A 22,791-nucleotide genomic window follows, 5' to 3' on the forward strand; every position below is an offset into this window, starting at 1 on the left:
GCCGAAGGCCCGCGCCCCGGGAGGGACGCGGGCCTTCGTCATGTCGTCAGCGGGTGCTGACGGGTGCGCTCGTGCTCGGGTTCACGTTCGCGGTGTCGCTCGGGACGAACGTCGCCGTGTACGTGTGCCGACCCGACGGGACCGTACCGACGGCGATGCCCAGCACCACGTTCAGGCGCTTGACCACGGTCGTCCCCTCCCGGATCTCGACCGTGCCGGACGGCACCCGGCCGTTGTTGGTCGCGACCGTCACGAACGCCACCGACGGGATGAACAGGAACCCGCGGGTGACCGACAGCCCCGTGGTCGTGGTGACCTTCTCGACGACCACGGTGACCGGCGCCGACTCCGAGCCGGACACCGTGTCGTCCCCGGCGAACCGGGCGACGACGTCGTAGGAACCCGCCGGGGTGGACGACGGGAGCCGCAGGGTCGCGGTGCCGTTCCGGAGCGCCGACGTGCCGAGCACGGTGTCCCCGGCGACGAACTCCACGGTCCCGGCCACGGGCGCGTCGGCCGTGACCGTCGCCGTGAGCGTGATCCGCGAGGTCGAGCCGAACACCTGGCTCGACGGCGAGGCCGTCAGCGTGGTGCTGGACGACGGGATGCCCGCCTCGACGGTGAGCGGGAGCGTCACCGTGGTGAGGCTCGGGCTCGCGACGAGGGTGAGCGTGTGCGCGCCCGCGCTCGTGCCCGCCGGGATCGTGACCGAGACGTCGGCGGCGCCGTTGGTGACGGTCGCCGTCCCGAGGGACGTCCCGTCGAGCCGGACGTCCAGGCTGGTGTTGAGCGGCGAGCCGAGGCTCGTCAGGTCCAGCTTGGTGACCGGGAACGCCAGCGTGTCACCGGCGGTGACCGCCGACGGCACCGTCGGCACGCCGACCGACTGGCGGGCGAAGTCCGGGGCGAGCCCGGGGTGCGCCTGCAGGTAGGCGATCCAGCCGTCCCGGTCGACGAGCCCGGAGTCGCGAGCGTCCGTGCTGTCGTTGAAGATCCGGAAGTTGTCACCGCCGGTGATCAGGAACGAGAACGTGCCGATCCGGTAGCTCGCCGCCGGGTCGATCGGTGCACCGTTCACCGTGATGGACGTGATGTGCGACCCCGCCGGAGCGGCGGCGTCGAACGTGTACGTCACGTTGTCCGACAGGCCCAGCTGCAGGTAGGACCTGCTCGGGACCGTGCCGTCCGGGAGGGTCTGCCACTGCTGCTCGAGCATCGTCTTGAACTGCGCGCCCGTGAGCGACGTGGTCCAGAGGTTGTTCACGAACGGCAGCACACCGTTCGCCTCGGCCGTCGTGATGACACCGTCCGGGGCGTAGTACAGCTCGGCGCGCAGACCGCCAGGGTTGACGACACCGATCTCAGCGCCGCCCAGGTTCTCCGGGGCGAGCGTGTCCCGCAGCGAGTTGGCGACGAGGTCACCCAGGGTGGACTCGCTGGCCCGGTCGTCCCGGGCGGTCACCGGTGCCGTGTAGCCGGTCGGTCCGTACGTGCCGCCGCTGAAGGCGGTCGTGATGTCCGCCGTGACCGACCCCACGGGGACCGATCCGACGACGTTCGCGTAGGCCAGCGCCGCCGTGACGATGGTGTTGACCTGCGCGACGCGCGGATACGTCGCGACGAGCTGCGCCGCGAACGCCGCCTCGTTCTGCGCCGGGGTGTTGCCGGGGATGACCGGCGCGACCAGGCGCGGGACGTTCTGCTGGGTGTGCGCGACGACCTCGTCGCTGGCCGGGTCGAACGTCAGCACGACCTTGCCGATGAACTCGCCGTAGCTCCCGGTCTGCACGATCGGCCGGGTCTTGTCCGTCGCGCCCGGAACCGGAGCCTCCCACGCGTACTGCTGGTGGGTGTGGCCGGTGAAGATCACGTCGACGGCCCCGGAGGTCTGCTCGACGATGTCCTTGAACGCGCCGCCCTCGGCGAGCTCCTTCTCGAGGGTGCCGTTCGGCAGACCCTCGCCCGCGCCCTCGTGGAAGCTGGCGACGAGCACCTCGGCCTCACCGTTGGAGGCGTCCCCGTCGCTCAGCTGCGCGGCGACGCGGTTCACGGCGTCGACCGGGTTGCCGAACTCGAGCTCGGTGATGCCGCCGGGGGTGACCAGCGAGGGGGTCTCCTCGGTGACGGCACCGATGACACCGACCGAGACGCCGTCCATGTCGAGGATCGCGTACTCCGGCAGCGCCGGGGTCGTCGTCCCCTTGAGGTAGACGTTCGCGCCGAGGTAGTCCCACTTCGCGTTGGTGCCGCCCGCGAGCACGCGGTCGGTGAGGTCCTGGAACCCCTTGTCGAACTCGTGGTTGCCCACGGCCGACGCGTTGAGCTCCAGGGCGTTGAGCACGTCGATCGTCGGCTGGTCCTGCTGGACCGCCGAGGCGAACAGCGACGCGCTGATGTTGTCACCGGCCGACACGAACGCGACCGGACCGCCGGCCGCGATGGCAGCTGCCTTCTCCTTCTCGACGGTGCCCGCGAACTTCACGGTGTTGGTGTCGATCCGGCCGTGGAAGTCGTTGATGTCGAGCAGCGTCAGCGTGACCGGCTTCGCCGCGCCCTCGACCAGCCCGACGACCACCGGGTCGTGGTCGGAGGAGCGGTAGAAGTCGTCGTCGTAGAAGAGCGTGCCGTGGTAGTTGTACCGGTCGTACTCGAGCGCGATGGACTCCTCGGCGTTGATCTCCCAGATGTCCGCACCGGTCGCCCGCTGCATCGCCGCCTCGTTGAGCAGCACGTGGTCCAGCGAGCCCGACAGGCCGCTGAACGAGTACGAGAACTGGCCGTCGGCGAGCGCCGTCGCGGCGTCGGTGTACCCGGCGTCGTACAGCGTCTGCAGCGGGTCCTCGAGCGTGTACGCGTTGAAGTCACCGATCAGCGCGACCGCCTGGGCGTCGCCCTGGACCGTCGGGACCCAGTCCCGCAGCGCGGCGGCCTGCCGCTTCCGCGAGCCGTTCGAGGCGCCCTGGCCGTCACCGGTGTCGGCGTCGTCCGGCCACGGACCCGCGGAGCCCTTGGACTTGAAGTGGTTCACGGCGACGAAGAACGGCGCGCCCCCACCGACCGGCGTGAAGACCTGGCCGATGGGCTCGCGTGCGTTGCCGAACGCCTCGTCGTCGTCGCTCTGGTCACCCAGCGCGCGCGCCTCCCCCGTCCGCTCGACGGCGGCGGGCTTGTAGATCAGGGCGTTGGTGATGACGTCCTGCCCAGCGGCCGGCGGGAGCTCCGACGACGACGGGACGAACGCCCAGACGGTGGAGCCGGCGGCGGCGTTCAGCGCGTCGACCAGGGTGCCGAGCGCCTCGTCGGCCACCCCGTCCACCCGCGCCGAGTTCTCGATCTCGAGCAGTCCGACGACGTCTGCGTCGAGCGCGTTGATCGCGGCGACGATCTTGTCCTGCTGGCGCTGCAGGTCGGCCGGGTCCCATGCCCCGCGCGGGTCGCAGCCGCCGTTGACCGTGACGGGGTCACCCGTGCGGTCGTTGAAGGACGTGCACCCGGCCCTGTCGGCGCCGAGCGTGGTGAAGTAGTTGAGGACGTTGAACGACGCGACCTTGAGGTCGCCGCCCACGGCGGTCGGCGCCGTCGTGCGGTCGTTCTCGAACGTCACGGACGCCGGCCCGGGGGCCGTGGGGTTGAGCTTCCAGACGTTGTTGCGGAAGTCGACGACGACCGGCGCGGTGATGTTCGCGGCCGCACCCACCCGGACCGGGTTGGTCAGGGAGACGTACGGGGGCGTCAGTGCGGAGTTCGCAGCCGACAGGAAGTTGGTGGAGGACCCGTCGTCGAGCACGACGCCACGAGCGGCGTTGTCCGCCGCGGCGGCGAGCGCCTCGGCGGAGCCCGGGCGGCCGACCTCGGTCGGCTGGAGCAGCGGGAGCGTGCCGGCCGCGAGGCCGACCTCGCCGAACTGGTTGGTGGAGAAGGTGTTGGTGATGGTGAGGTCGCCGGTCGGCTGGAACAGCATCGACTCCAGCGCCTCGCGCGCGTCGTTCGTCGTCGGCCACGACCCGGAGACCGGGGTCACCGGGTCGGCGGCAGGCAGGTCGACCAGGTCGGCGGCCGAGGTCACGGTGATCTCCGTGAGCCCGTTGAACTCGGAGACCACACCGGTCACGCGGACGTGGTCACCGAGGGCGACCAGGTCGTCCGTGGCCGACGAGAAGACGAAGAGCGCGTCGGAGGCACCCGGCGTCGCGTCGGTCGCGCCACCCGTCCCCGGCGTCTGGATGACGTAGCCGTTGAGGCCGCCCGTCGGGTACGCCGCCGTCACGACGCCCTCGGTGGTGACCGTCTGCCCGGCCACCGGCGAGACGGCGCCCGTGCCCTGGATCTCGGCGATCGTGGCCGTCGTCGGCTCGGCCGGGGGGATGCTGCCGACCACGCCGGGGGTGGGGGTGGCCGCGGCGAAGTCGGCCGCGTTGTCCGCCGTGTTGGTCAGCGTCGCGTTGCGCGTCACCGACTGGGTGTTCGAGGCGCCGAGCGCCGGCCCGCTGCCCGCGTACGCCGCGGCGGCCGCACCGTAGCCGACGAGGTCGACGACCGCGGAAGCAGCTGCACACTCGACGCCGCCGCCGCAGGCCAGGGCCGTCGTCGACGAGACCAGTGCGACCTTGCCCGCGGTCCCGCTCATCGGGATGGTGCCGGTCGCGTTGCCGGTCACCGGCGTCGTCCCGCCCGCACCCTGCGCCTCCACGACGACGTACGCGGCTCCGGGGGCGATCACGCCGCTCACCGCCGTCGTCTGCCAGGTCACGCCCGCCGAGGACGCGTACTGCACCGACCAGCCCGTGACGTCGACCGGGTCGGGGCTCGCGTTCACCAGCTCGATGAAGTCGTGGGTGAAGGTGGCGCCGCTGTTGCCGCCCCCGCCGTACACCTCGTTGATCAGGACGCGCGGCGTGGTGCCGACCGCGGCCTGCGCAGCGCCCGCCGTGATCACCCCGCCCGTCAGGGCCAGTGCGAGGGCGGCGATGCCCCCGCTGATCGACTTCATCGCAGGACGCACGTCGTGCTCGCTTTCGTCAGGAACGCAAAGAGGCCGCTCGTGACGGCCTGGACAACTGTCGCTGTTCGCCCGATTCGTGGCAACTACCCGCCGGTAACTATTGAGTGAACACATCCGATGATTTGTCCGGGTACGCCGCAGCCCCCGTCGACCGTGCGGTCGACGGGGGCTGCGGACGATCCTCAGGCGCGCAGCGACGCCCCGAACCGGCTGTGCGCCTCGGCCACGATCGCGTCCCGGACCGCCGCCGACTCCTGCGCCGTCAACGTGCGGTCCGCGGCACGCAGCCGGAGCGAGAACGCGAGCGACTTGCGGTCCTCGCCCACCTGCGGGCCGGTGTACACGTCGAACAGCCGGACCTCCTCGACGACGTCACCGACCGAGCTCGCGGCCGCGCCGGCACGGACCGCGTCGAGCACGTCGGCGGCGGGGACATCCGACCCGACCACCAGCGCGACGTCCTCCTTGTTGACAGGGAACGTCGAGACCGGCACCGCCTGGACCGGATCGGGCGACGCCGCCGCCAGCACCACGTCGAGGTCCAGCTCGAACGCCGCCGCACGCGCCGGCAGGCCGAGCGCCGTCACGACGTTCGGGTGCAGCTCACCCGCGTGGCCGACGAGGGTGCCGTCGGACGTCGTCAGGCGGGCGCACCGACCCGGGTGCCACGGCGCGTGGTCGGCGTCGGCCGACGCCGTGAGCACCACCCCGACGACCTCCGCGACCAGGCGCGCGGCCGCGATCGCGTCGGTGTGGTCGGCCCGGCGACCGGGCCCCCACCAGCCGGCCGGCTCCCGCAGGCCCGCGAGCACCCCCGCAACCCGACGCGGCTGCGGCGGCACCGCGGCGTCGATCGCCGCCAGGTCCTCGTCGGACGGGCGGACGCCGCCCGGCAGCCGGGGTGCCGCGGGCGCGCCCTCGACCGGTCGCGTGACCAGCCCGAGCTCGAAGATCGCCACGTCGCTCTCCCCCCGGCTCACGTTGCGCCGGGCGGTGTCGAGCAGCGTGACCAGCAGGTTCGTGCGCAGGTACGGCTGCTCGTCGGAGAGCGGGTTGACCAGCCGCACGGCGCGACGACGCGCGTCGTCCGCGGGCAGGTTCAACGCGTCGAGCTGGTCGGTCCCGACGAACGGGTAGCTGAGCACCTCGACGAGCCCGGCCTCGGCCAGCGCCCGCGCGACCGAGCGGCGCGCCCGCTGGCCCGCGGTCAGACCGGCACCCGCCGGGGCGACAGGCAGCGTCGACGGGATCGCGTCGTACCCGCGCAGGCGTGCGACCTCCTCGACCAGGTCGACACCGGCGACGAGGTCCGGCCGCCACGACGGCGCCGTCACCGTGACCGCGTCGGCACCGGCGTCGACCACGTCGCAGCCGATCGAGCGCAGGGTCTCGCGCACCTCGTCGGGCGTGAACGGCAGGCCGACGAGCCGCGCAGGCAGGTCGAGCGCGAGCTCGAACGACGGAACGGGAACGCGACGGTCGAGGTCCGTGAGCGGACCCGCGACGCCGCCGCCGTGCTCGACCAGGAGCGCGACCGTCCGCGCGACCGCCACCGGCGGCAGCTCGGGGTCGGCGCCCCGCTCGAACCGCTTCGCCGCCTCGCTGGGCAGCTTGTGCCGGCGCGCGGCGCGGGCGACCGTGATCGGGTCGAAGTGCGCGGCCTCGATGAGCAGGTCGGTCGTCGTCGCGCTGACCTCGCTGTCCCCGCCGCCCATCACGGCCGCGAGGCCGATGGGCCGGGCACCGCGGACCCCGTCGGGGCTGTCGGTGATGAGCAGGTCCTCGGGGTCGAGGACGCGGTCGACGTCGTCGAGCGTCCGGATCCGCTCGCCGGGGTTCGCCCGCCGCACCACGATCGGCTCGGACAGGTGCGCCAGGTCGTAGGCGTGCAGAGGCTGCCCGAGGTCGAGCATCACGTAGTTGGTGACGTCGACGGCCAGGCTGATGGGCCGCATGCCGGCCTGCTGGAGCCTGCGCTGCATCCACGCGGGCGAGGGGTCGTTCGCGCGCACGCCACGCACGATCTGCGCGACGAAGCGGTCGGCACCCGGGACCCCGTGGATCGGTGCCGCGTCGTCGATCTCGACCGCGAAGCCACCCCCCGCGGGACGCTCGTCACCCGACGGCAGGCCGCGGTCGGTGAACGTCGCGCCGGTCGACAGGCCGTACTCGCGCGCGACCCCGCGCATCGAGAAGCAGTACCCGCGGTCGGGCGTCACGTTGATCTCGAGCACCTCCTCGCCGAGGCCGAGCAGCTCGCGCGCGTCCGTGCCGACGGGCGCGTCCAGCCCGAGCTCGTCCAGCACGATGATCCCGGCGTGGTCCTCGCCCAGGCCCAGCTCGCGCGCCGAGCAGATCATCCCGTCGGACACGTGCCCGTACGTCTTGCGCGACGCGATGGCGAACGGTCCGGGCAGGACCGCTCCAGGCAGCGCGACGACGACGCGGTCACCGACGACGAAGTTGTGCGCACCGCAGACGATGCCTCGCGGGTCCCCGCCGGGCTCCTTGTGCTCCGGACCGACGTCCACCCGGCACCAGTTGATGGTCTTGCCGTTCTTCTGCGGCTCCGGCGTCAGCTCCACGACCTCGCCGACGACCAGCGGGCCGGTCACGGCGGCGGCGTGGATCGCCTCCTCCTCCAGACCCACGCGCACGAGGTCCGCCGCCAGCTGCTCGGCGGTCAGGCCCACGGGGAGCTCGACGTGCTCGGCGAGCCACGTCAGGGGGATGCGCGGCATCAGATCTCCGTCCCGAACTGCAGGGAGAAGCGGACGTCGCCCTCCACCATGTCGTGCATGTCGGCGATGCCGTGGCGCAGCATCAGGGTGCGCTCGATGCCCATGCCGAACGCGAAGCCGGAGTAGACCTCGGGGTCCACGCCGACGGCCCGCAGCACGTGCGGGTTGACCATCCCGCAGCCGCCCCACTCGATCCAGCCGGGCCCGCCCTTCTTCTGCGGGAACCAGAGGTCCATCTCCGCGCTGGGCTCGGTGAACGGGAAGAACGAGGGCCGCAGGCGCGTGCGCGCCTCGGGGCCGAAGATCGCCCGCGCGAAGTGGTCGAGCGTCCCCTTGAGGTGCGCCATGGTCAGGCCCTTGTCGATCGCGAGACCCTCGACCTGGTGGAACACCGGGGTGTGCGTCGCGTCGAGCTCGTCGGTGCGGAACACCTTGCCCGGGCACGCGATGTACACCGGCAGCTCGCGCTCCAGGAGCGTGCGGGCCTGCACCGGCGACGTGTGCGTGCGGAGCACCAGCCCGGGCTGATCCACGAAGAACGTGTCCTGCATCTGCCTGGCCGGGTGGTCCACACCGAAGTTCAGCGCGTCGAAGTTGAACCACTCCGCCTCGAGCTCCGGCCCCTCGGCGATCTCCCAGCCCATCGCGACGAAGAAGTCGGCGATGCGCTCGGACAGCGCCTCCAGCGGGTGCCGCGCGCCGCGCGGGTGCCGGTCGGTCGGCAGCGTCACGTCGACGGACTCCTCGACGAGGACGCGCTGGTCGCGCTCGGCCTCGAGCTCGGTCTGCCGGTCGGCCAGGGCGCGGGCGAGCCGGCCCTTCGCCTGACCGAGCAGCTTGCCCGCGGTCGCCTTGTCGGCAGGCGCGAGGCCGCCGATGGCACGGTTGGCCAGCGCGATCGGGCTGCGCTCCCCCACGTGCTCGAGGCGTGCGGACTTCAGCGCGTCGAGGTCGGCCGCAGCCGCGAGGGCCTTCAGCGCGTCCTCGACGGCGGACTCGATGCCGTCGGCGTCGAGCGGGGACAGGGCGGTGTCGTCGGACATCCTGACCTTCCAAGTGTTCTGCGGCAGCCGGCGCACGGCTGTCGGCCGGGACGCGAGTGCGTCCGGGCCGGCGGACAAGTCTAGAGGCGCCCGATCCAGGTCGTAGCGGCCGGTCCAGCGGTGGACGGCCTGCTCACGTGCGCGTCAGTGGCGCAGCCCGGGAACGGGCCCGGGAAATCGGCGACCACCGGCCGCCTGCGCACGCGCTGTCATGGTCGCCATGATGCCACGACCCTCGCCTACCGCCCCAGCGCAAAGGTCTCGAGGCGCTCGTACAGCGGTCCCCCGCCCCGACCGGCGCCCGGCTGCGACGAGACCAGGGTCAGCTCGTCGACGAGCCAGCGCGGACTCTCGTAGACGGCGAGCGCGCGCACGAGGCTCGCCGCGACGTCCTCGTCCTCCGGCCCGTTCATGTCCGGTCGCTGGCCCGGGCGGTCCGGGCGCGACGAGCGCCGCCGGGGCGGCCGGCTCCCCGGACGCACCCGCCCGACGGTGAGGTGCGGGCGGTCGCGGGGCCGGTTGTCGGTCACCCCGACCGCCGACTCCCCCGCCTCGACGCACCCGCGCGTCACCGTGCGCTGCGTCTCCAGGTCACCGCCGACCCCCACCCAGAGCGTCCGGTGCGAGAACACCCCTGCTCCGCGCAGCGCCAAATCGTAGGGGTCGACCCCGACGGCGAGCTCGGCGAGGTCCGCGGTCAGACCCGGCACGACGCCGTCAGGGACCTCGCCGTAGAACGCCACGGTCAGGTGCCAGGACTCCCGCGCCGACCAGCGCACCGCCGACGAGAGGCCCGCCGGGGCACCGCGCACGGAGGCGAGCGCCAGGTCCAGGTGGTCGAGGACGTCCTCGGTCGGCCAGACGGCGGCGAAGAGCCTCATCGATGGGCCCGTGCACTGGCGTAGAGGCAGACGGTCGCGGCGGTCGCCAGGTTGAGCGACTCCGCCCGCCCCCGGATCGGTACCCGCACGACGGCGTCCGCGAGTGCGCGGTCCTCGTCGCGCAGGCCCCACGCCTCGTTGCCGAACACCCAGGCGGTCGGACGTGCGAGGTCGGGCACGCCGTCCGGCGCATGCCCGGCGACGTCGAGCAGGTCGTCGAGGTCGTGCTCGCCCGCACCGTCCGCCGCGAGCACCGTCAGCCCGGCGGACCGCAGCGCAGCGACCGCGGTCGCCAGGTCGGCGCCGGTGACGACGGGCAGGTGGAACAGCGAGCCGGCCGTGGACCGGACCACCTTCGGGTTGTGCACGTCGACGCTCTCCGTGGTGAGCAGCGCGGCGTCGGCGCCGGCCGCGTCGGCGGCGCGGATGACCGTCCCGGCGTTCCCGGGGTCCCGCACGTTCGCCAGCACCGCGACCAGGCGGGGACCGGTGAGGTCCGCCAGCGTGTGCGACGTGAGCGACGCGACCGCCACCACCTGCTGCGCGTCGGGGCTCATCGCGTCGAGCACCTCGGTCGTCCCGACGAGCACGCGGATGCCCCGCTGGTGGGCGCGCTCGACGATATCCGGGTAGCGCAGCGCCGCCTCGGCCGTGACGTAGACGTCGTGCACCTCCGCGGCCAGCACCGCCTCGCGCACCGCCTGCGGACCTTCGACGACGAACCGACCGGCCCGCTGCCGGACGGACCGGTTGCTCAGGGACCGCACCGCCTTCACCCGCTCGGCCCGGGGGTTGGTCAGGGTGGGGATGCTCACCGGGACATCATCGCGTGCCCGGGTACGACGGCGCCGGGACCATCCCGTGACGGTGCCACTTCCGGGTGAAGTGCAGGGCGACGAAGCCCAGCCCCAGGATGATCGGGGCGACCACCAGGAGCGCCGCGCCGATCCCGTACCGGGCGTTGTCCGACATGAACCCGCGCGCGGACGCGATCGCGAAGGACTCCACCCCGGCACCGGAACACGTCAGGAGGTCCGGTTCCATCCACCCGGTGCCCTCGGTCGCGGCGATGGGCACGAAGCTGCGCGGAGGCGCCTCGAAGGTCGTCAGCGCCTCGGCGACACCGTCCGGTCGAGCGAGGTCCAGGGTGCCGACCCGCTGGACCCCGGTGCTGTACACCTGACTCTTCCACGAGCACTCCATCGTGCTGACGTCCGCGGTGGCTGGGTACGCGAGCACCATGAAGTTGCCCGGACGAGTCCCGTCGCTGATCTTCACCTCCTGGCCGGGGGCGAACTCCAGGCCAGGGTCGAACGACGCCTTGTCGGCGAACATGCCCGTGCCGGTGACCAGCATCAGGCCGAACGACGCGAACAGCAGCGACCCGAAGAAGCCGACGAAGACCCACATCGCGACGACGACCTGGAACCGGCTGGCGTTCTGGCGGAAGTAACCCGTGGTGCTCATCGACAGCCTCTCGGACGCTCACGGACAGGCGGGGGCAGGGCATCGGCGACCGCGCGGCCGAAGCACAGCGAGCACGGCGAAGCCCCCGCGAGCACTGGGCTCCGGGGGCTTCGGGTGCACCGAGCCACCGCCCGTCCCCGCGGCGAGGCGGGTCGGGCGGCCGGGCTCAGCAGCGAACGAGGGTCACGCAGCCTTCGGCGCGTTGACGTCCTCGGGCAGCGCGGCCTTCGCGGCGGCCACGAGCGTGTTGAACGTCGCGGCGTCGTTGACGGCGAGGTCGGCCAGCACGCGGCGGTCCACCTCGATGCCCGCGAGCTTCAGGCCCTGGATCAGGCGGTTGTAGGTCAGGCCCTGCTCGCGGGACGCAGCGTTGATGCGCTGGATCCACAGCTTGCGGAAGTCCTGCTTGCGCACCTTGCGGTCGCGGTACGCGTAGACGAGGGAGTGGGTGACCTGCTCCTTCGCCTTCCGGTACAGGCGCGACCGCTGACCGCGGTAGCCCGCAGCGCGCTCGAGGGTTGTACGGCGCTTCTTCTGGGCGTTGACCGCCCGCTTCACGCGTGCCACGTGATGCTCCTTGCTTGTCTCAGGCTCGGACCGAGTGACCGGGGCGCAGGTGCGCCCCCGGGATCACTTCCCGAGCAGCTTCTTGATACGGGGGGCGTCGGCAGGGGAGACGACGAGGTCGCCGGCGATGCGGCGGGTGCGGCGGCTCGACTTGTGCTCGAGCAGGTGGCGACCGCCGGCCTGCTCGCGCATGACCTTGCCGGTCCCGGTGACCCGGAAGCGCTTCTTGGCACCGGAGTGCGTCTTGTTCTTCGGCATGGCTGCCGTGTCTCCTTGTCCTTCACATCGCACGGGTTCGTACGACTCGTCTGGTGCGGTCCGACCGGGGGGCCGGGCCGTCCGTTCGTGCTGGCTAGCTGGCCTCTTCCGAGGCCGTCGAGCTGGTCTGTGCCTTCGCCGGGGCGGCCGGGCCAGGTCGCGGCGCGGGCCGCGGCGTGGCGGTCGGCCGGGGTGTGGCCGGCTTCGGTGTGGCGGGCTTCGGCGTCGCCGCCTTCGGTGCGGCCGACGACGCCGCGGGCTGCGACGTCGTGGGGGCCGCCGGCGCGGCTGCGGCCGCCGGTCGTGCAGCGGCCGCGGGACGCGGTGCTGCGGCGGGACGCGCTGCGGCCGGACGCGGTGCCGACGTCGCACGGGGTGCGGCGGCGGGTGCGGGCGGACGCGGGGTGCTGGGGCGAGACGCAGCCGGACGCGGGGCGGCGGCGGGCTTCTCGACCGGAGCAGGGGTCTCGACCGGGGCCTCGACCTCCACCGGCGCCTCGACCACGGGTGCGGTCTCGACGACGGGTGCGGTCTCGGCGACCACGGGTGCGGTCTCGGCGACGACCGGGGCCTCGGCGGCGGCCGGGGCGACGGGCTCGGCCTGCTCGACCGGGTTGGCCGCAGCAGCAGCGGCAGCGGCAGCAGCCGCGGCGTTCTGCTCACGGGCCGCAGCAGCCTGCGCCGCGCGGCGCTGCTCCTGCTTCTGGTCGGCCTTCTTCTTCATCGGGCCGAGCACCATGATCATGTTGCGCCCGTCCTGCTTGGGCATGCTCTCGATGAAGCCGAGCTCGGACACGTCGTCCGCCAGCCGCTGCAGCAGGCGCACGCCCATCTCCGGGCGCGACTGCTCGCGGCCACGGAACATGATCATGACCTTGACCTTGTCGCCGGCCGTGAGGAACCGCTCGACGTGGCCCTTCTTGGTGCCGTAGTCGTGCGGGTCGATCTTCAGCCGGAAACGGATCTCCTTGAGGACCGTGTTGGTCTGGTTCCGCCGGGCCTCACGGGCCTTCATGTCTGCTTCGTACTTGAACTTGCCGTAGTCCATGATCTTGCAGACGGGCGGACGAGCGTCAGGTGCCACCTCGACGAGGTCGAGGTCGGCGTCCTGGGCCAGGCGCAAGGCGTCCTCCACGCGGACGATGCCGACCTGCTCGCCGTTGGGGCCGACCAGGCGGACCTCGGCGACGCGGATCCGATCGTTGATGCGGGGCTCGCTGATGTGGTGCTCCTCAGGTTCGTCGTGGGTGACCGCCGGGAAACGAGGAAGGCCCCCGTCCTGGTCACAGGAGGAGGCCTCGAGGTCCGCACGGTGGGCGTGGCCGGGAGCCATGCTCACGCGACCGGGCTCGGCTGGCGCCGTCCGGTGCGGACTGTGACCCGGTCTCTGTCGTCGATGTGCATCCAACACGTCGAACGGTCGAGGCCCAGGTGGGAGGAACTCCACTTGTGAGCCTGGGCAGCAAACAGCACCACCCAGGTCAGTCGACTGCCTAGGTTACCAGAGGACGCCCGAACACCCGAATCGGTCGAGGCGAGCTCTCGGGCCGGTGAGAGGATCTGCCCATGAGCGAGACGAGCCCGGCCACCGATCCCACCACGACCGCCACCCGCGACATCGCGGACGTCGCCGCCGTCGAGGTCATCACGACCGCAGCCGTCCACCTGATGAGCGCCGCAGCGGTGAAGTGCGGGCTCGCCGAGGACGGGCCCACCGGCGCCGGAGCGGACTTCCTCGACCTCGACGAGGCCCGCAAGCTCATCACCGCGCTCGCCGCCCTGGTCACGGCCTCGGCCCCCGACATCGGCAACCAGCACGCGCGGTCGCTGCGGGACGGGCTGCGCTCGCTCCAGCTCGCGTTCCGGGAGGCGTCCCCGTTCCCGGACGCCCCGGGCGAGGGACCGGGCGAGAAGTTCACCGGCTCGGTCGTCTGACCCGGACCCGTCGGGTCGGCGCCGCACCGCGCCGCCGCACCGCCCGCACGGTCGGCACGTGCCGCGGCGCGGGACGGTCCTCCACCACCTCGGGAGCGACCCGCCCCCGGCCTCGGCCCAGCGCGAGCACGACGAGCCCGCCGACCGCGAGCCCCCCACCGACCACCGCGGCGGTCAGGAACCCGGCGCCGGGCGTCGCGCGGTCGATCACCGCGCCGCACAGCGGGGCGCCGAGCGCGTTGCCGACGGTCGACATCGTGCCGCTCCACCCCATGACCTCGCCCCGCCGGTGCTCCGGGACGAGCCGCACCAGGGTCGCGTTGATGGAGGACAGCGCGGGTGCGCAGGGCAGCCCCGCGACGACGACAGCCACGGCCAGCCACACCGGCCCGGTCGCGAACGCCGCCGGGACCGTCGCGAGCGCCAGGAGCGCGACGAGGAGCAGCGGCGAGGGGTTGCGGTGGCTGGCCCCGTGGACCAGTCCCCCGATGACCGACCCGGCCGCCCACAGCGCGATCATCCAGCCGACGTCGGCGGAGCGACCGGAGTCGTTGAGCGTCGCGACCAGGGACACGTCGGTCCCGACCAGCACGAACGACGCCGCCACTCCCGCCAGGAGCAGGACGACCAGCGCGGGACCGATCAGCCGCTGCTTCGGGAGCTCCGGCGCGGGTCCGGTCGGTCGCGCGCTCCGCGTCGGCGGGTTCGCCCACATGAGCAGGACGCCGCCGGCCACCGTCAGCGCCCCCACGACCGTGAGCGCGACCGACGTCGACGCCTGCGTGGCCAGCAGCACCCCGACCACCGGCGAGAGCATGAACGTCAGCTCGACGGCCACCGAGTCCAGCGAGAACGCCGCCTTCTGGTGCGCGAGCGGGACGAGGACCGAGAGCGACTGCCGGCTGACCGAGAAGACGGGCACGAGGAACAGCCCGGCGAGGAACGCGGCACCGATGAGCCACTCGAAAGTGAGGTGCGGCGCGACCAGCCACACGGCCGACTCGACGGCGACCGACGGCGCGATCGCACGCCGCAGCCCGAGCTTGTCCACCAGACGCCCTCGCCAGGGCGCACCGAGCGCCATGCCGACAGTCGCGGCCCCCACCACGATGCCCGCCTGGCCGTAGCCGCGGTCGAGCGTCGAGACCACGTGCAGCGTGAGGACGACACCGACCATGGCCGCCGGGATGCGGGCGAGGAAGGAGACGACGAAGAGCCGCGCGACGCCGGGCAGGCGCAGCACAGCTCCGTAGGTCGTCGAGGGCATCCGCTGATTGTCACCGCTGCGGCTGTGCGGGCTCGCCATGATTTCTCGTCCACGCGCCGGGTCCACCGGGCACCCGCACCCGCCGGGACGCACAGACGTGCCTCGTATCCTGGGCCGATGCAGCCCGACGAGCCGCACCCACGCGACGTCCCGCCGCCCCGCGCAGAGCCGCCGGTGACGGAGATCACGCGCGTGAGCCCGCCCACGCCGGCGCCCGCGTCGTGGTACCCGGGCGTGCCTGCCGTGCAGCCGGAGCCTCCGGCGGCAGACCCTCGGCGTCGACCCGGGACGGTGACGGTCGTGCTCACCGTCCTGCTCGTCGCGACCCTCGTCGGCGCGGGTCTCGTCCTGGGCCGCATGCTCACGACGAACGAGGCGTGGCAGGACTCCACGCAGCAGTGGGAGACGCTCGCGCGCTCGACAGGGGGCGAGCTCGCGGCGTCGCAGGCCGATCTCGCCGCGACGCAGGCGGAGCTCGACGCCACGATCACGCAGCTCGCCACCGCCCAGGAGCGGATCACGCAGCTGGCCGACGAGAAGGCCCAGCTCGGGGACACCAGCGCGTCGCAGCAGCAGCTGGCCGACTACCAGTCGCGCGTGTCCCAGGCGGCCGGTCAGGTAGCCACCGCCCTGGCCAGCTGCGTGGACGGGCAGCAACGGCTCATCGGCTACCTGCAGAACTCCGACCAGTACGACCAGGCCGACCTCGAGCGGTTCACGTCCGACGTGCAGACCGTGTGCGCCCAGGCGACCGACGCCAACGCCGCCCTGCAGCGCGAGCTCGAGCGATGAGGCGACGGCTGGCCGTCGCCGCCCTGCTCGTCCTGACCAGCGGGTGCAGCCTGCTGCCCGGACCGCCCGCGCCGGTGCCCACGGACGTCGTGCCCACCGCCCTCCCGCAGCAGACCCCGACGTCCAGCGGGAACCTGTCCCCCGACGGCTTCGACGCAGCCCAGCGGATGGCGGTGCGGATCCGGAACATCGGGTGCGGCACCCTCTCCACCGGCTCCGGGTTCGCGCTCGACGACCACACCCTGGTGACCAACCGGCACGTCGTCAGCGACTCCTCGACGCTCCAGCTCAGCACCTACGACGGCCGCGACATCGCCGCCGCGGCGGCGAGCACGGCGGCCCTCGCCGACCTGGCGGTCGTGCGGACCGACGACGCCCTGCCGGCCGCACCCGAGCTCGCGGAGGCGGACCCCGCCGTCGGGGAACAGGTCACCGTGGTCGGGTACCCGCTCGGGCGCGCCCTGACGGTGACCACCGGCCAGGTGCTGGCCAGCCAGACCGATCCCCTCAACGCGAACCTGGGCACCGTGCTGGTCACCGACGCGCCCGTCGAGCACGGCAGCTCGGGGTCGGCGGTCCTCGACAGCGACGGCCGCGTGGTGGGCGTCGTGTACGCGAAGGACACGAACGGGCACAGCTTTGTGGTGCCCGTGAGCACGCTGCGGGCCATGCTGGACGACGAGGCGTCGTTCACGCCCACCGCACCCTGCTCCGGCTGACCCGATCCCGGGAGGATCCCATGGCTGCACCGCACTTCGACCCGGCCACCCTGACGCACGCCGCGAACGACACGTTCACCGTCCGCCGCGTCTTCGGCGAGGCGTACGAGCGCAACGGCACCCTCGTCATTCCCGTCGCGCGGCTCTGGGGTGGGACAGGATCCGGCTCCGGCGGAGGCGAGATGGGGGTGCCGTCGGCCGACGCCGAGGGAGCGACCACGCGCGCCGGGGGCCAGGAGGGCCACGGCGGAGGGGGCGGCTACGGCGTGCACGTCAAGGCCGTGGGCGTCTTCGTCGTCGACGAGACCGGTGCGCGCTGGCAGCCGGCGCTGGACCTCAACCGGGTCATCCTCGGCGGTCAGCTGGTGCTGGCCGCGGTGCTCAGCACGTTCGCCCTCGCGTGGGCGGTCAAGCGCCGCCACTGACCCGGGGACGGACCTCGAGCGAGTCGACGCGGGTCGCCACCAGCTCGGCACCCGCCAGCGCGGCGTTGACCTGGGCGAGCACCGCGTCGAGCCCGGTGCGGTCCAGGCCGGCGACCAGCCCGACCACGACCGCGACCTCCGCGCGCGTGCCGGGCACCGCATCGGCCGTCACCACGCCCGCCACCGGCGTCACGGCGGTGACGATCGCGGCACGGACCTCGGGGTCGACGCCCTCGGCCGTGACCGCGGGACGCCAGCGCACCTGCTGCGCGAGAGCCCAGACGGCCGGCCGCGGGACCAGCACGGTCGTGGGGCCGCCGGGGTCGACGACGAGCACCTCCCAGCCCTCGGTCACCGCCGAGAGAGCGGCGCGCGCGACGTCGGAGGGCACCGGTCGGGCGTCCGTCCGCCACGCGGCCATCGTCGCGACGGACGTGAACACCGGCAGTGCCGTCCGACCGTCGGGAGCCTGGAGCGCGACGATGCCCGCCGACGCCTCCTTGTCCACGGTGTGCTCGTGGCCGTCGTGCACGACGACGTCCTCGACCTCGAGCTCCGCGAGCACCGGGACGAGCACCCGGGTGCCCGCCAGGGCGTCGACCAGTGCGCGAACCGTCCCCGAGCCGTCCTGCAGCGCGTCCAGCGCAGCGGCGACCGCGGGATCGGCGGTGCCGTCGTCGCCCGCGAACGGGGACGACGGCGGGAGCTCGCGTCCCGTCACGGGCGTCCGGCGACGTCCAGCGCCTGGGGCAGGGTGAACGCGCCCGCGTAGAGCGCCTTGCCGACGATCGCGCCCTCGACCCCGAGCGGCACGAGCGTCCGCAGCACCCGCAGGTCCTCCAGGCTGGAGACCCCGCCGGACGCGATCACGGGAGCGTCCGTTCGGGCGCACATCTGCTGCAGCAGCTCGACGTTCGGGCCGTTGAGCATGCCGTCCTTGTGGACGTCCGTGACGACGTAGCGGGCGCACCCGGCATCCTCGAGCCGGGCGAGCACCTCCCAGAGGTCCCCGCCGTCCTGCGTCCACCCGCGCGCGGCGAGCGTCGTCCCGCGCACGTCGAGCCCGACCGCGATCTGCTGGCCGAACGACCCGATCACCCGGGCAGTCCACTCCGGGTTCTCCAGGGCCGCCGTGCCGAGGTTGATCCGCGTCGCCCCCGTGCCGAGCGCACGCTCGACCGAGGCGTCGTCGCGGATCCCGCCCGACAGCTCGACCTTGACACCCTTGCCGACGAGCTCGGCGGTGACCTCGGCGAGCAGGTCGGCGTTGGACCCGCGGCCGAAGGCAGCGTCGAGGTCGACCAGGTGGATCCACTCCGCGCCACCCTCGAACCAGTCGAGCGCGGCGGACAGCGGGTCGCCGTAGCCCGTCTCGGTGCCGGCGGCTCCCTGGGTCAGGCGGACGGCCTGGCCGTCGGCGACGTCGACGGCGGGCAGCAGCTCGAGGCGGTCGGTCATGCGTTCACTCCGGAGATCTCGGGGGGACGGGTGGGCAGGGTCGCGACCCAGCGGGCGAGCACCGTGGCGCCGGCCGCTCCGGACGACTCCGGGCGGAGCTGGAGCGCCACGAGCGGACCGTTCTCGATGGCGACGACGATGCGTTCGTCCCCGGTCGACCAGGCGACCCGCGGCACGACGAGACGCGTGTCTGCCGGCCAGTCGTCCAGCAGGGGGAAGGTGCGGGCAGCGTGCTCGTGCGGGACGTCGAAGCGCGCGTCCTGGAGACCGGCGAAGAGTGCGGACTCGTCAGATGCCTCGACCGCGACCTCACCACCCGGAGCGCCGACGGAGTCGACGACGCCCACCCACTCCCCCAGCCCCTCGGTGACCGCGCCGTCCTGGACGACCTCGGTGAACATCACGTGCATGCCGACGCCGATCGCGAGGACCGCGCGACCACCCGCGAGGCGGCGGTCGACCACCTGGTCGGCGCCCATCGCCCGCAGGGCGGGCATCACGGCCGCGGCCGGGGCGCTGCCGGCGATCACCAGGCCGTCGGCGACGAGGGCGGTCCGCTTGTCGGCGGTGACGACGACCTGCGCACCGGCGTCGGTCAGCGCCTGGGCCAGCGGGGCCAGCGAGGCGCTGTCGTCGGCGCCGTGGTCGAGCACGACGACGAGGGGCTGAGCGGGCACCGGGCCACGGTACCCGCGGCTGCGGGACGGCACGCACGGACGCCGGTCCGCGAGACGACCGGCGTCCGTGCTCGGGTGGGGGTCAGGAACCGGTGCAGGTCAGGGTCGGCGACGCCGGCGCCGAGCCGTTGCCCACGAACCCGAAGCTCGTCGACGCGCCTGCCCCGAGCAGCCCGTTGTACGGCGCGTTGGCCACGGTGACGGCGGACCCGCTCTGCGACGCGACACCGTTCCAGAGGTTGTTGATCGTCTGGCCGGACGGGAACGTCCAGCCGACCGACCAGCGGCTCAGCATCGCGGAGCCCGTGTTCCTGACGGTCACGGCGCCCTGGAACCCGCCCTGCCAGGACCCGGTCACGGCAAGCGTCGCCGTGCAGCCCGCGGGGCCGGTGGTCGGGTTCGAGGTCGGCGTCTGCGTCGGGGTGGGCGTGCTCGTCGGCGTCGGGGTCTGGGTCGGCTGCGTGCCGTCCGTCGTCACCGAGAAGCTGTTCAGCGTCAGACCGGTCCCGCCGATCCACGGCTCGAAGCCCGCCTGGATGCTCGTGAGGTACCAGCTGGTCGAGCCGAGCCCGCGACTGACGACGTCCTTCCAGAAGTCGTTCACCAGGAACGTCGCGGAGGACGTCGGCGTCTGACGGACGTAGGAGATGACGTTCCAGCCGCTGCTGCCGGACCAGACGTCCCACGTCGCGCCCGCGATGCTCGCGGTGCCGATCTTCGAGCCGATCGGCTGGATCGGGCCGGCGTGGTTGAGCCAGACCATGAGCTCGGCGCCGTCGTTCTGCTGCGTGGTCGTCGTCGGCCGGGACTTGTGGAACCAGATGTCGTACGCGGCGTCGTACGTCCCGCTGCTCGGGTACGTCATGCTCACGCTGGTCGAGATGGTCGCGAACCGGGGGTCCGACGCCTGCAGGCCGTTGGGGCTGAGGATGTTCCCGTTGGTGGTGCAGCTGGAGTAGTGGCAGCCGTAGTACGCCGCCGGGTACGACTTGGGTGCACCGTTCGTCGCCGCCGAGCCGTCGGCCTGCGTGACGGTGAAGCCCGTGGACGAGACGTCGATGCACTGGGTCGCGCTGGTGCCCCAGCGGTTGTTCATGACCGTGTAGCGCCCACCCTGGATCGGGGCGCTCCCCCACTGCTCGCACAGGACCGGTGCCGCCGACGCGACCTGGGCGGCGGCCACCCCCGACATGCCGAGCAACGAGCACAGGAGGGCGATCAGGACGGCAGAGCGGCGTGGACGAGTCATGCCGGTGATGCAACCACCGGCATCGCAGGTCGGCGAGCGACGAAACGATTCCGTCTTTACCGCTACAACCGCCTACTTGCGCTTGGCCGAGCCGGCGATCGTCCGCATCGCCTGCCACCGGGACATGCCGACGCTCGTGACGACACCCTCGACCTCGCCCGCCTGGACGGACCCCAGGAGCAGGTCCTCCAGGACCGGCGGCGCGTCGGACAGCACGAGCCCGGCGGGCAGGTCGCCGTCGCGCTCCCCGCCCTCCCAGCGCGACGCGCTGATCTGCCCCTCGCGCCGCTCCAGCAGGATCACCGGGACGGCACGCAGCAGCTTCGAGATCGCCGCCGCCCCGTCCGCCGCGGCCCGCGGGTCGCGCAGCACCGCGATGGCACCGATCGGCGTGGGCACCACGTCGACGTCGACCTTCGCGATGGCGCACGCGGCCGCGAGCGGCGCCGGTGCGGCCACCTGGGTGATCACCAAGACGACCGACGGGTCCTCCGCCGGGGTGTCCAGCAGGGACGAGAGGTCGTCGGGAACCTCGAAGTCGTCGGGAAGCTCGTCGTCCGCCATCACAGCGCACCCTTCGTCGACGGGATGCCCTCCACGCGCGGGTCGAGCGCCACGGCGAACCGAAGCGCCCGGGCCAGCGCCTTGAACTGCGCCTCGACGATGTGGTGCGGGTCCCGGCCCGCGAGCACGCGCACGTGGATGCTGAACGCGGCGTGGTGCGCGATGGACTCGAGCACGTGCCGGGTCAGCGAACCGGTGAAGTGCCCGCCGATCAGGTGGTACTCCTGGCCGGGAGGCTCCCCCGTGTGCACCAGGTAGGGGCGGCCCGACACGTCGACGACGGCCTGGGCGAGCGCCTCGTCGAGCGGCACCGTGGCGTCACCGAACCGGGAGATGCCGCGCTTGTCGCCCAGTGCCTGGCGCAGCGCCTCACCGATCGTGATCGCGACGTCCTCGACCGTGTGGTGCGCGTCGATGTCAGTGTCGCCCGTGGCCTTGACCGTGAGGTCGATGAGCGAGTGCTTGCCCAGGGCCGTGAGCATGTGGTCGTAGAACGGCACGGTCGTCGAGATGTCCGTGCGACCGGTGCCGTCGAGGTCGAGCTCGACCAGCACGCTCGACTCGCTCGTCGCGCGCTCGATCCGCGCGGTACGCCCAGCGTTCGTGGGACTCACAGTCCTGCCACCTCACTCAGGGCGTTCTTGAACGCCACCATGTCCTTCGGGGTGCCGACCGACACCCGCAGCCACCCGTCCGGTCCGACCTCGCGGATCAGGACCCCGCGGTCGAGCAGACCCTGCCAGATCGCGTGCCGGTCGTCGAACAGGCCGAACAGCACGAAGTTCGCGTCGGAGTCCGCGACGGTCAGCCCCTGCCCCCGCAGCCAGACCACGAGGGCGTCGCGCTCGTCGCGCAGCGAGCCGACCTGCGCCATGAGGGCGGGCGCGTGCCGCAGCGCCGCGCGCGCGACCGCCTGGGTCACCGCCGACAGGTGGTACGGCAGCCGGACCACCCGGAGCGCGTCGACGAGCGCCGGCGCCGCGACCAGGTAGCCGACCCGCGCACCGGCGAGACCGAATGCCTTGGACATCGTCCGGCTGACCGCGAGGTGCGGGTGGTCGGGCAGCAGCTCGAGCGCCGACGGCGTGCCGGTGCGGCGGAACTCGCCGTAGGCCTCGTCGACGACGACCACGCACCCGCCCGGCACCCGGGCCGCGGCGTCGAGCACCGCCAGGACCGTCTCGGCAGGGAGCGCCGTCCCCGTGGGGTTGTTGGGGCTCGCCAGGAGCACGACCGACGGCGCGTGCTCGGCGATCGCCGCCCGTGCGGCCTCGGGGTCGAGGCTGAAGTCCGCCTCCCGCCGCCCGGCGACCCACCCCGTGAACGTGTCGCGGGCGTACTCGGGGTACATCGAGTAGGTGGGCGCGAACGAGAGCACGGTGCGCCCCGGCCCGCCGAACGCCTGCAGGACGTGGAGCATGATCTCGTTCGAGCCGTTGGCGGCCCAGACCTGCTCGGTCGTCAGGTCGACGCCGGACTCCACCCGCAGATAGCCGGCGAGGTCGGCGCGCAGTGCCTCGAAGTCGCGGTCGGGATACCGGTTGAGGCCGGCCGCGGCCTGCGCCACCGCCTCGGCGATGTCGGCGACGACGTCGGCCGCGGGCGCGTACGGGTTCTCGTTGACGTTCAGCAGGTGCGGCACGTCCAGCTGGGGAGCGCCGTAGGGCTCGAGGCCGACGAGGTCCGGGCGCAGCGGCAGGATGCCGTTCGGCTGCTCGGTGTCGAGATCAGAGGTCACGGACCGAG

The 22,791-nt window shown here is 73.0% G+C and carries 21 protein-coding genes; 4 read left to right on the plus strand and 17 right to left on the minus strand.

The features are described 5' to 3' along the window. Positions 1-46: 46 nt before the first annotated feature. The 9 genes from ACXJKF_RS03510 to infC form a co-directional block, all read right to left on the minus strand. Positions 47-4,990 (minus strand): ExeM/NucH family extracellular endonuclease, encoded by a 4,944-nt coding sequence (locus ACXJKF_RS03510; protein WP_456786359.1) that lies wholly within the window; start codon positions 4,988-4,990, stop codon positions 47-49. Between the two features lie 194 nt (positions 4,991-5,184). Further along, positions 5,185-7,743, minus strand: a complete 2,559-nt coding sequence (gene pheT / locus ACXJKF_RS03515) for a phenylalanine--tRNA ligase subunit beta (RefSeq protein ID WP_456786360.1) — start codon at positions 7,741-7,743, stop codon at positions 5,185-5,187. After that, entirely contained in the window at positions 7,743-8,786 is a 1,044-nt protein-coding gene (gene pheS / locus ACXJKF_RS03520) for a phenylalanine--tRNA ligase subunit alpha (protein ID WP_456786361.1), read from the minus strand. Before pheS ends, pheT begins: the two co-directional genes overlap by 1 nt. 239 nt (positions 8,787-9,025) lie before the next feature. Beyond that, on the minus strand, positions 9,026-9,667 hold the full coding sequence (gene thpR / locus ACXJKF_RS03525) for an RNA 2',3'-cyclic phosphodiesterase (RefSeq protein WP_456786362.1): 642 nt from the start codon (positions 9,665-9,667) through the stop codon (positions 9,026-9,028). After that, positions 9,664-10,476: a TrmH family RNA methyltransferase gene (locus ACXJKF_RS03530; RefSeq protein ID WP_456786591.1), complete on the minus strand. Its 813-nt coding sequence runs from the start codon at positions 10,474-10,476 to the stop codon at positions 9,664-9,666. Before ACXJKF_RS03530 ends, thpR begins: the two co-directional genes overlap by 4 nt. Before the next feature lie 13 nt (positions 10,477-10,489). Continuing rightward, positions 10,490-11,134, minus strand: coding sequence for a hypothetical protein (locus ACXJKF_RS03535; RefSeq protein ID WP_456786363.1), 645 nt, complete (start codon positions 11,132-11,134; stop codon positions 10,490-10,492). Between the two features lie 183 nt (positions 11,135-11,317). Next, positions 11,318-11,701, minus strand: a complete 384-nt coding sequence (rplT, locus tag ACXJKF_RS03540; protein ID WP_055921876.1) for a 50S ribosomal protein L20 — start codon at positions 11,699-11,701, stop codon at positions 11,318-11,320. A gap of 63 nt (positions 11,702-11,764) precedes the next feature. Continuing rightward, a complete protein-coding gene (gene rpmI, locus ACXJKF_RS03545) occupies positions 11,765-11,959 on the minus strand; it encodes a 50S ribosomal protein L35 (RefSeq protein WP_028046910.1) in 195 nt (64 codons plus the stop codon). 94 nt (positions 11,960-12,053) lie between these two features. Continuing rightward, a complete protein-coding gene (gene infC, locus ACXJKF_RS03550; RefSeq protein WP_456786592.1) occupies positions 12,054-13,292 on the minus strand; it encodes a translation initiation factor IF-3 in 1,239 nt (412 codons plus the stop codon). Positions 13,293-13,525: 233 nt separating this feature from the next. Between infC and ACXJKF_RS03555 the strand changes: the two genes are divergently transcribed. After that, positions 13,526-13,894, plus strand: a complete 369-nt coding sequence (locus tag ACXJKF_RS03555; RefSeq protein ID WP_456786364.1) for a DUF1844 domain-containing protein — start codon at positions 13,526-13,528, stop codon at positions 13,892-13,894. Here ACXJKF_RS03555 and ACXJKF_RS03560 read toward each other — a convergent pair. Further along, positions 13,875-15,161: an MFS transporter gene (locus tag ACXJKF_RS03560; RefSeq protein WP_456786365.1), complete on the minus strand. Its 1,287-nt coding sequence runs from the start codon at positions 15,159-15,161 to the stop codon at positions 13,875-13,877. The two genes, ACXJKF_RS03555 and ACXJKF_RS03560, sit on opposite strands and share 20 nt — an antisense overlap. Before the next feature lie 117 nt (positions 15,162-15,278). On the opposite strand from ACXJKF_RS03560, the gene ACXJKF_RS03565 reads away from it, so the two are divergent. Genes ACXJKF_RS03565 through ACXJKF_RS03575 form a run of 3 tightly spaced genes read left to right on the plus strand, consistent with a single transcriptional unit; the run spans position 15,279 to position 17,097 of the window. Then, on the plus strand, positions 15,279-15,953 hold the full coding sequence (locus tag ACXJKF_RS03565) for a hypothetical protein (RefSeq protein WP_456786366.1): 675 nt from the start codon (positions 15,279-15,281) through the stop codon (positions 15,951-15,953). After that, positions 15,950-16,672 carry a trypsin-like peptidase domain-containing protein gene (locus ACXJKF_RS03570; RefSeq protein ID WP_456786367.1) on the plus strand — a complete coding sequence of 241 codons (723 nt, stop codon included), beginning with the start codon at positions 15,950-15,952 and terminating at the stop codon, positions 16,670-16,672. The genes ACXJKF_RS03565 and ACXJKF_RS03570 overlap by 4 nt, the downstream gene beginning before the upstream one ends. A 20-nt stretch (positions 16,673-16,692) precedes the next feature. Next, a complete protein-coding gene (locus ACXJKF_RS03575) occupies positions 16,693-17,097 on the plus strand; it encodes a spore germination protein GerW family protein (protein ID WP_456786368.1) in 405 nt (134 codons plus the stop codon). Here ACXJKF_RS03575 and ACXJKF_RS03580 read toward each other — a convergent pair. The 7 genes from ACXJKF_RS03580 to ACXJKF_RS03610 all read right to left on the minus strand — a co-directional run bounded on the left by ACXJKF_RS03580 (position 17,081) and on the right by ACXJKF_RS03610 (position 22,783). Beyond that, positions 17,081-17,818, minus strand: a complete 738-nt coding sequence (locus ACXJKF_RS03580; RefSeq protein WP_456786369.1) for an SseB family protein — start codon at positions 17,816-17,818, stop codon at positions 17,081-17,083. The two genes, ACXJKF_RS03575 and ACXJKF_RS03580, sit on opposite strands and share 17 nt — an antisense overlap. Beyond that, entirely contained in the window at positions 17,815-18,555 is a 741-nt protein-coding gene (priA, locus tag ACXJKF_RS03585) for a bifunctional 1-(5-phosphoribosyl)-5-((5-phosphoribosylamino)methylideneamino)imidazole-4-carboxamide isomerase/phosphoribosylanthranilate isomerase PriA (protein ID WP_456786370.1), read from the minus strand. Before priA ends, ACXJKF_RS03580 begins: the two co-directional genes overlap by 4 nt. Beyond that, entirely contained in the window at positions 18,552-19,232 is a 681-nt protein-coding gene (locus ACXJKF_RS03590; protein WP_456786371.1) for an imidazole glycerol phosphate synthase subunit HisH, read from the minus strand. The genes priA and ACXJKF_RS03590 overlap by 4 nt, the downstream gene beginning before the upstream one ends. 82 nt (positions 19,233-19,314) lie before the next feature. After that, complete coding sequence (locus ACXJKF_RS03595) at positions 19,315-20,481, minus strand: GH12 family glycosyl hydrolase domain-containing protein (RefSeq protein WP_456786372.1); 1,167 nt, start codon at positions 20,479-20,481, stop codon at positions 19,315-19,317. Positions 20,482-20,553: 72 nt separating this feature from the next. Beyond that, complete coding sequence (locus ACXJKF_RS03600) at positions 20,554-21,045, minus strand: hypothetical protein (protein ID WP_456786373.1); 492 nt, start codon at positions 21,043-21,045, stop codon at positions 20,554-20,556. Further along, entirely contained in the window at positions 21,045-21,659 is a 615-nt protein-coding gene (gene hisB / locus ACXJKF_RS03605; RefSeq protein ID WP_456786374.1) for an imidazoleglycerol-phosphate dehydratase HisB, read from the minus strand. Before hisB ends, ACXJKF_RS03600 begins: the two co-directional genes overlap by 1 nt. Further along, positions 21,656-22,783: a histidinol-phosphate transaminase gene (locus ACXJKF_RS03610; protein ID WP_456786375.1), complete on the minus strand. Its 1,128-nt coding sequence runs from the start codon at positions 22,781-22,783 to the stop codon at positions 21,656-21,658. Before ACXJKF_RS03610 ends, hisB begins: the two co-directional genes overlap by 4 nt. Positions 22,784-22,791 lie beyond the last annotated feature (8 nt).

The sequence above is a fragment of the Cellulomonas sp. P5_C5 genome (assembly GCF_054049655.1).